The 6,852-nt window shown below is 74.2% G+C and carries 5 protein-coding genes; 1 reads left to right on the top strand and 4 read right to left on the bottom strand.

The window, feature by feature from the left end:
• The 3 genes from HCN52_RS20005 to HCN52_RS19995 all read right to left on the bottom strand — a co-directional run.
• Window positions 1-1,109, bottom strand: a 1,109-nt coding sequence (locus HCN52_RS20005; protein ID WP_168089843.1) for a type III polyketide synthase, incomplete at its 3' end; no start/stop codon positions are given.
• A gap of 8 nt (window positions 1,110-1,117) precedes the next feature.
• Complete coding sequence (locus HCN52_RS20000) at window positions 1,118-2,314, bottom strand: cytochrome P450 (protein WP_312876795.1); 1,197 nt, start codon at window positions 2,312-2,314, stop codon at window positions 1,118-1,120.
• Between the two features lie 827 nt (window positions 2,315-3,141).
• Complete coding sequence (locus HCN52_RS19995; RefSeq protein WP_312876794.1) at window positions 3,142-4,827, bottom strand: P-loop domain-containing protein; 1,686 nt, start codon at window positions 4,825-4,827, stop codon at window positions 3,142-3,144.
• Window positions 4,828-5,572: 745 nt separating this feature from the next.
• Here HCN52_RS19995 and HCN52_RS19990 point away from each other — a divergent pair.
• A complete protein-coding gene (locus HCN52_RS19990; protein WP_168089841.1) occupies window positions 5,573-5,899 on the top strand; it encodes a MerR family transcriptional regulator in 327 nt (108 codons plus the stop codon).
• A gap of 77 nt (window positions 5,900-5,976) precedes the next feature.
• Here the strand turns inward: HCN52_RS19990 and HCN52_RS19985 are convergent, their stop codons facing one another.
• Window positions 5,977-6,570 (bottom strand): HAD family hydrolase, encoded by a 594-nt coding sequence (locus HCN52_RS19985; protein ID WP_312876793.1) that lies wholly within the window; start codon window positions 6,568-6,570, stop codon window positions 5,977-5,979.
• Between the last annotated feature and the right edge of the window lie 282 nt (window positions 6,571-6,852).

Raw genomic sequence — 6,852 nt, 5'->3', positions numbered from 1 at the left:
GGCGCGGTGGCGCCGCGGCCCGCCGGCACGGAGACCGCGCCGGCCGTCGCCGGGGCGAGGGGCGCGCCGGTCCAGCTGCCGAGGCTGATCTCGGCGGTGATGCCGGGACCGAACCCGGCGATCACGCCCCGGGCGCCGTCCGCGGCGCCGCCGTCCTCGAACAGCCGGTCCAGGGCGTCCAGCACGACGGCCGCCGCGATGTTGCCCCGCTCGGTCAGCGTCGCCCGGCTGTACCGGAACATCTCCGGCGGCAGCCCCAGGTAGTGACAGAGGTCGTCGAGGATGCGCGGCCCGCCGGCGTGGACGATGTAGAAGTCCAGCCCGGAGATCTCCCACTCGTGGCGCTCGGCCAGTTCCCGCATGGCGGGCGCCAGCATCGACATGGTCCCGGGGACCCGCTTGTCGAGCATGAAGTGGTAGCCGGTGTCACGGATGACGTAGGAGATCCACTTCTCGGTGCCGGGTACCAGGTGGGAGCCGTTGTGCTGGAGCCGGACCCCGGTGCCGCCCTCGCCGCGCATCACGACCGCCGCCACCGCGTCGCCGAACAGCCCGTTGGAGAGCAGGTTGCCCACCCCGAGGTCGGTCGGCTGGTAGCAGAGCGAGCAGAACTCGCAGGCCACGATGAGCACGTTGGAGCCCGGGTAGGCCGAACAGAAGTCGTGCGCCCGGTTGATGGCGGACCCGCCGGCGGCGCAGCCGAGCTGAGCAATCGGCAGCTGCCGGGTCTCGGGCCGGAACCCCATGGTGTTGATGAGCCACGCCGTCAGCGACGGCATCATGAAGCCGGTGCAGGAGACGTAGACGATGAGGTCGATGTCCTCCGGCTCGACCTCGCCGTGGGCGAGCGCCCGCCGCACGACGTCCGGGACCCGGGCCTTGGACTCGGCCTCGTAGATGGCGTTGAGGACGGTGGCTCCGGGGTGCCGAAGCGTTTCCTCGATCGGGCGGACCAGCCGCCGGGTCTCCACCCCGGTGTTCCCGATGAGCCGCAGCGCCAGCGGGAGTTGCGGGTGGTCGGCGTGGAGGCTGCGGGCGAGGTCGAGCGTCTCCTCGCGGGTGATGACGTGTTCGGGGACGGCGATGGCCGGACGGCACAACGTGGTCATGGGGCTCCTCACCAGGCAACCGGAAGGGCGAGCGGATAACGCCAGATCGAGACGGTGTTCCACTCCACGTCCTCGATCGGGACCGCCAGCCGCATGCCCGGGAAGCGGGCGATGAGCGAGCCGACGGAGACCTGGAGCACCATGCGGGCGAGGTGCGATCCCAGGCAGTGGTGGCCCCCGTAGCCGAACGCCATGTGCGGCACGGGGTGTTCGCGACGGAAGTCGAGCTCGGCGGCGTTCTCGTAGACGAGGTCGTCGCGGTTGGCGGTCAGGTAGGAGACATGGACGGTGTCCCCGGCGCGGATGGTCACGCCGTCGATGTCGACGTCCTCCAGCGCGACCCGGGGGATGCCGACGCCCTGCCGGAACGGGATGAACCGCAGCATCTCCTCCAGTGCCTGCGGCACCAGTTCGGGCTCGCGCTCCAGCTGCGCCAGGTGCTCGGGATGGGTCAGCAGGGTGTAGACGAAGTTGCTGATGTCGTAGGTGGTGGTGTCATGGCCGGTGACCACCAGCAGCATGGCCAGCACCGCGAGTTCGTCGTCGCTGAGGGACTCGTCGCCGATGCGGGCGGTGGCCAGGCCGCTGATGAGGTCGTCGCCGGGGTCGCGGCGGCGGGCGGCGGTGAGTTCGCTGAAGTACGCCCGCAGCGCGATCCTCGCGGCCACCGCCGACTGCTCGTCCGCGGCGCGCATGGACATCATCGCCATGGCGTGGCCTCGCAGGAGGGTGCGGTCCTCCTCGGGGATGGCGAGGAGTTCGCAGATGGTCAGCAGCGGCAGCGGCTCGGAGAGGTGGCGCACGACGTCCGAGGGCGGCCCCTCGGCCGCCATCGCGTCGAGCATCCCGTCGACGGTGCGCTGCGTCCAGGGGCGCAGCGCCTCGACCTGCGGGGTGGTGAACGCCTTGGTGATCAGCCGCCGCACCCGGTTGAGGCCCGGCGGGTCCATCAGGTTGATGGACTCCGACTGGGCGATCGGCGCCGGCGTGATCCGGGGGAAGTCCCGGCCGACGAGAGCCGCGCGGCTGAACCGGCGGTCGGAGGTGACGAGTTTGACGTCCGCGTAGCGGGTGACCAGCCAGCAGTCGCCCTCCCCGTACGGCATACGGACGCGGGCGACCGGCGCCTCGCGGCGCATGCGCTCCATGAACGGATCGGGTTCGAGCGCGTTGTCGTGGCGGAACGGGCAGCCCTGCACGTCGATCGGGGCCGGGGACTCGGTGGGGCTCTGCGAAGGGATCGAGGTCTGCGGGGTGTTCGATGTCTGGGTCACTGCACTCCCGTTGGGCGCGTGCGTCCCCGCGGCTGGCGGGGCGCGGGTGAGGTCCGGGTCGAAGGAAACCGGCCGGGTGGGCCGTGGTCGGGGAGCCGGACAGCGGTCCGGGTGGAGGTAGAAGGCGCGGCGACGCGGCGACGGCGGGCGCGGAGCAGCGGGGCGGCGGGGCGGCGGGGCGGCGACGGTGCGCCGCCGGTACGGACGGGCCGGACCGGCGGGTCGGAACCGGCCGGGGCGTCCTCGCCCCGGGTGGGCGCCGGACCGTGCGGGGACCGGACGCGCCGGCACCTCACCCGGCACATCCGGCCGTGTTCATCTGGTCGCGAAGCGTAGCAAGAGGGCCGGTGAGCTGCGCGGACGACCTCTGCCCCGTGGTCTCACCGTCGGTCACGGCGGCGACGGGCGCCGCCCGGTCGAGCACGACCGGGGCCGGAAACCGTGGCCAGGTGTGGCCACCGGTCGGCGGCGGCGTTCCTCCGAACGGGCGGCGCGCCCGCGCCCGCGGCGGGGCGGGGGGCACACTCCGCGGCGACCGAACCCGCCGCGCCCGCGCCGGGGCGAAGCGGCGGGGCGGGGGGCGGGGGCGGGACCTGCACGGCGAGCGTGACGGCCGGAGGCCCGGCAGGAGAGAGTCGGCCGACCCGGGGCCGACCCGGGGCCGACCCGGGGCCGACCCGGGGCCGACCGGCGGACGGGCGCTCGGGCACTCGGGCACTCGGGCACTCGGGCCGCCGGACGATCAAGCGATCAGGCCGTCACGCGGGCGGCGCAGCGATCCGCAGGGAGCGCAGTCGGTTGAGCGCGGCCGCGACCTCGTGGCGACGCGGCACCGCGAAGTCCTCGTCGCGCACCGCGAGCAGCGCCTCGGTGGTGAGGCCGCCGTCCGCCTCCAGCCGGTCGAGCGCCGCGGCGAGGGTGCGGCGGCCGTCGACGTGCCCACCGCGCAGCAGTTCCCGCAGCGCGAGCCCGACCCCGGCCACCTGCCGGCTGTCGGTGAGCTGCGCCACCGCGCGCAGGTCGATGTCGTCCTCGCCGTAGCTCAGGGTGTCCGCGCCGCGGGCGCGCACCTTCGGTCGGCCGCGCACCGCGGGGTCGAGCGAGTCGGGGTCCGGCACCCGGTGGGTGACCGCCGGGAAGCGGTCGGCCTCGGTGGTGCGGCCGGTCGGGACCTCCGCGACCAGGGCCCGGGCGCGGGCGGTGACGTCGGCGGGCCGGTAGGCGTCCATCAGCAGCACCCGGTCGGCGACTTCCATGTAGTCGCCCGAGCCGCCCATGACCAGCACCGTGGAGACGCCGTGGTCGCGGTGGAGGGAGCCGACGAGGTCGACGAACGGCGTGAGCGGCTCGCGGTCGGCCGCGACCAGGGCCTGCATCCGGGCGTCCCGGATCATGAGGTTGGTCGCCGCGGTGTCCTCGTCGATCAGCAGCACCCGCGCGCCGGCCTCCACGGCCTCGCACAGCGACGCCGCCTGCGAGGTGGAGCCGGAGGCGTTGTCGGTGGAGAAGTCGGCGGTGTCGGCGCCGGTCGGCAGGTTGTCGACGAAGGCGTGCACGTCCACCCGCGCCACCCGGCGGCCGTCCTCCGCCCGGACCTTGACGGTGTCGGCGCGCGAGACGACCAGCTCCCGCCCGTCCCCCGGCACGTGGTCCCAGACCCCGGACTCCAGCGCCCGCAGCACCGTCGACTTGCCGTGGAACCCGCCGCCGACGACGAGGGTGACCCCTTCGGGGACGCCCATGCCGCTCACCTCGCCGGCGTGCGGCAGCCGCACCGTGGTGCGGAGTTCGGGCGGGGAGGCGAACGGCACCACCTCCGGTCCCCGGGCGGGGCGGTCGCTGACGCCGCTGCGGCGCGGCAGGACGGCCCCGTCGGCGACGAACGCGACGAGGCCGAGGGCGGGGAGCTGCTCACGCAGGGCGACGGAGTCCTCGACGCACGCCACCTGCCGCCACAGCGCGGCCTCGTCGAGCCGGTCGAAGGCCAGCTGTGCGACCAGCTCGGGCAGCTGCCCGCACAGCAGGCGCCGGGCCGCGGGGCCGTCGATCCGGCGGCCGCGACCGGGCAGCGGCGCACCCAGGCGAAGGGTCACGGTGCCGTCGGGGTCGACCACGCAGGAGGAGCGGTGCAGGACCTCCTGGCCGCCGCCGTCCACCCGCAGGGGCCCGTCACCGGCCTCCCGGGCCGCGGTCGCCGCGAGGCGCGCGGCCACGGCCCGACGGCGGTCGTCGCTCGTCAGCAGCTCCGGCGGCAGCCCGGCGGTGGCCGGGTCCAGCCGCACGGCGAGCCGGGCGGGCGGCGCGAAGGGGTCCGCCTGGCCGCGCACGACCCGGAGCAGCGCACCGCCGTCCAGCCGCCACACACCGCTGAGCCGCTTGTACTGGCCGTAGGGCGCGCCGTCCATGCCGCGCAGCACGTCGTCGAGGTCCTGCCGTACCCGCACCGATGACTCCTTCTCCTCACAGGGGTGGGGTGCCCCAGCGTGCCCCACCGCGGCGGCGGGGCCACCCGCCCGGTCCCGGCGCGTTTGCTCCGGGACCGCGGTCTCCCCTGCCCCCGCGGCGGCACCGCACGCACCTCCGCTCCCGGGACACAGAAAATCTGTCTCGGCCGCAGTAGACATTGCGGCGCGGCCATGGTTACTCTTCTCTCGTAGTCGAGATCGAGAAGGCCCGGCAGGGACGAACTGCCGGGAACGAGGTATCCGCAGTCGCAGAAGCGGCGCGGTGGTGGAGTGTCGAAGCCGGAGCAGTACAGAGCGGGCGACGGGACTGACCACCGTGTCGGGTGGCCCGAGGTGTCAGGGGCCGCCACGAGCAGTATCGGCAAGCACGGCTCGAAGCGGTTTCCGGTGAAGGCGTACGACTGCGGACGCGCGCACCGGGCACGGCAGCGCGAACACCGCGCGGCGAGCCGGAGGATGACGAACCAGAGGGAAGAACGGAGGAGCAGGCGCCCCATCAGGATCGCCCGGACGTTGTACCGAGTCCGGGTACCGCAGGACATCCGTAAGTGAGGTGGTCTCCGGTCGAGCAACCGCGATCCCCGCGCACCCGACGCCTGACGGCTCGGTGCCGCGGAAACACAGGGCCGACGCCCCCAGAGGGTCGGCAGATGGAGTAGCAGTTCCTTCGGGGTCCGGGTGCACAGCACCCGGGCCCCTCCGACGTGTGCCACAGCGAGGTGCTATGACAGCGAACGACTTCAACGACCGGCTCGACGACGACGACTACCCCGCCTACTCCATGGGGCGGGCGGCGGAGATACTCGGCGCCACCCAGGGCTTCCTGCGGGCGATCGGCGAGGCCCGCCTGATCACTCCGCTGCGCTCCGCGGGCGGCCACCGCCGCTACTCCCGCTACCAGTTGCGCATCGCCGCCCGGGCCCGGGAGCTGGTGGACCAGGGCACCCCCATCGAGGCCGCGTGCCGCATCATCATTCTCGAGGACCAGCTCGAAGAGGCGCTGCGCATCAACGCCCGCCACGAGGAGCACCTGGCGGAGGGGAAGCCGTAGCCCACGCCGGACGCCTCTCTCCCTCCGGCGGCGGCGAGCGCCCACGGCCCCGGGGGCGGTCCCCCGGCGCGCACCGGTCAACCGGCGGCGAGGCGCCCGTCGATGGCGGCGATGGTCTGCGCAGTGTCCCGGAAGTGGACCGTGTGGAACCCCAGGGCGCCGGCCGCCTCGACGCAGGCCGGGTTGTCGTCGACGAAGACGGTCTCCTCCGGTGAGACGCCCAGGCGCTCGCAGCTGAGCCGGTAGATCCGCGGGTCCGGCTTGGCGATGCCGACCTCGTGGGAGTAGACGAGGTCATCCACGAGCTGCTCGAATCCGTAGCGGCTCTGCTCGCGCTCCCGGCAGCCGACGAGGCTGTTGCTGAGGATCCCGGTGCGGTAGCGGGGCCGCAGCGCGCGGGCGTAGCTGCACAGCTCGGTGTTGAGGGTGCCCAGGTACTCGGTCCAGACGTCGTTCATCAGCGAGGCCACGATCACCTGGTCGATGCCGAGCCGCTCACCGAGGGCGCGGTGGACGCCGTCCTCGGTGAAGGTGCCGACGCTGCCGCCGCGCCAGACGTCGCCGGCGAGGCGGTTGAGCTCCCCGGACGGCAGGCCGAGGCGCCGCTCCCACTTGTCGGTGACCCCGAGGGCGGGGGTGAACTCCAGGACTCCCCCGATGTCGAAAACCACAGCCCGGACCGGGGCGGTGCGCCTGGCCCGCCGTGCATAGCGCCGCATACCTCCCAGGACGTCAGGGGGATCGGTGGTGGTTCCCGGCGCCGCCCGGTGTCCCCCGAACGGGGGGGGCGGGCGGGCGTCCGCGAGAACCGCAGGAATCACCACCCCGCGCGGCCCCGGCCGGCCCGCCGTGCCCGACGCGCCCGCGCCGTGCCCCGCAGCGGTCACGGGCGGTGCCCGCGGTCCCCGAGCGGCACCCCCGCCCCGAGCAGCGGTTTCCCCCTGCCCGGGGGG

The organism is Streptomyces bohaiensis, from assembly GCF_012033785.1.
GTDB lineage: Bacteria > Actinomycetota > Actinomycetes > Streptomycetales > Streptomycetaceae > Streptomyces > Streptomyces bohaiensis.
This window is presented reverse-complemented; position numbering and strand designations above follow the sequence as displayed.

Coding starts and splice junctions, on each gene's coding strand:
- HCN52_RS19990 (WP_168089841.1), top strand. CDS start 5,573: ATGACAGCGAACGACTTCAACGACCGGCTCGACGACGACGACTACCCC.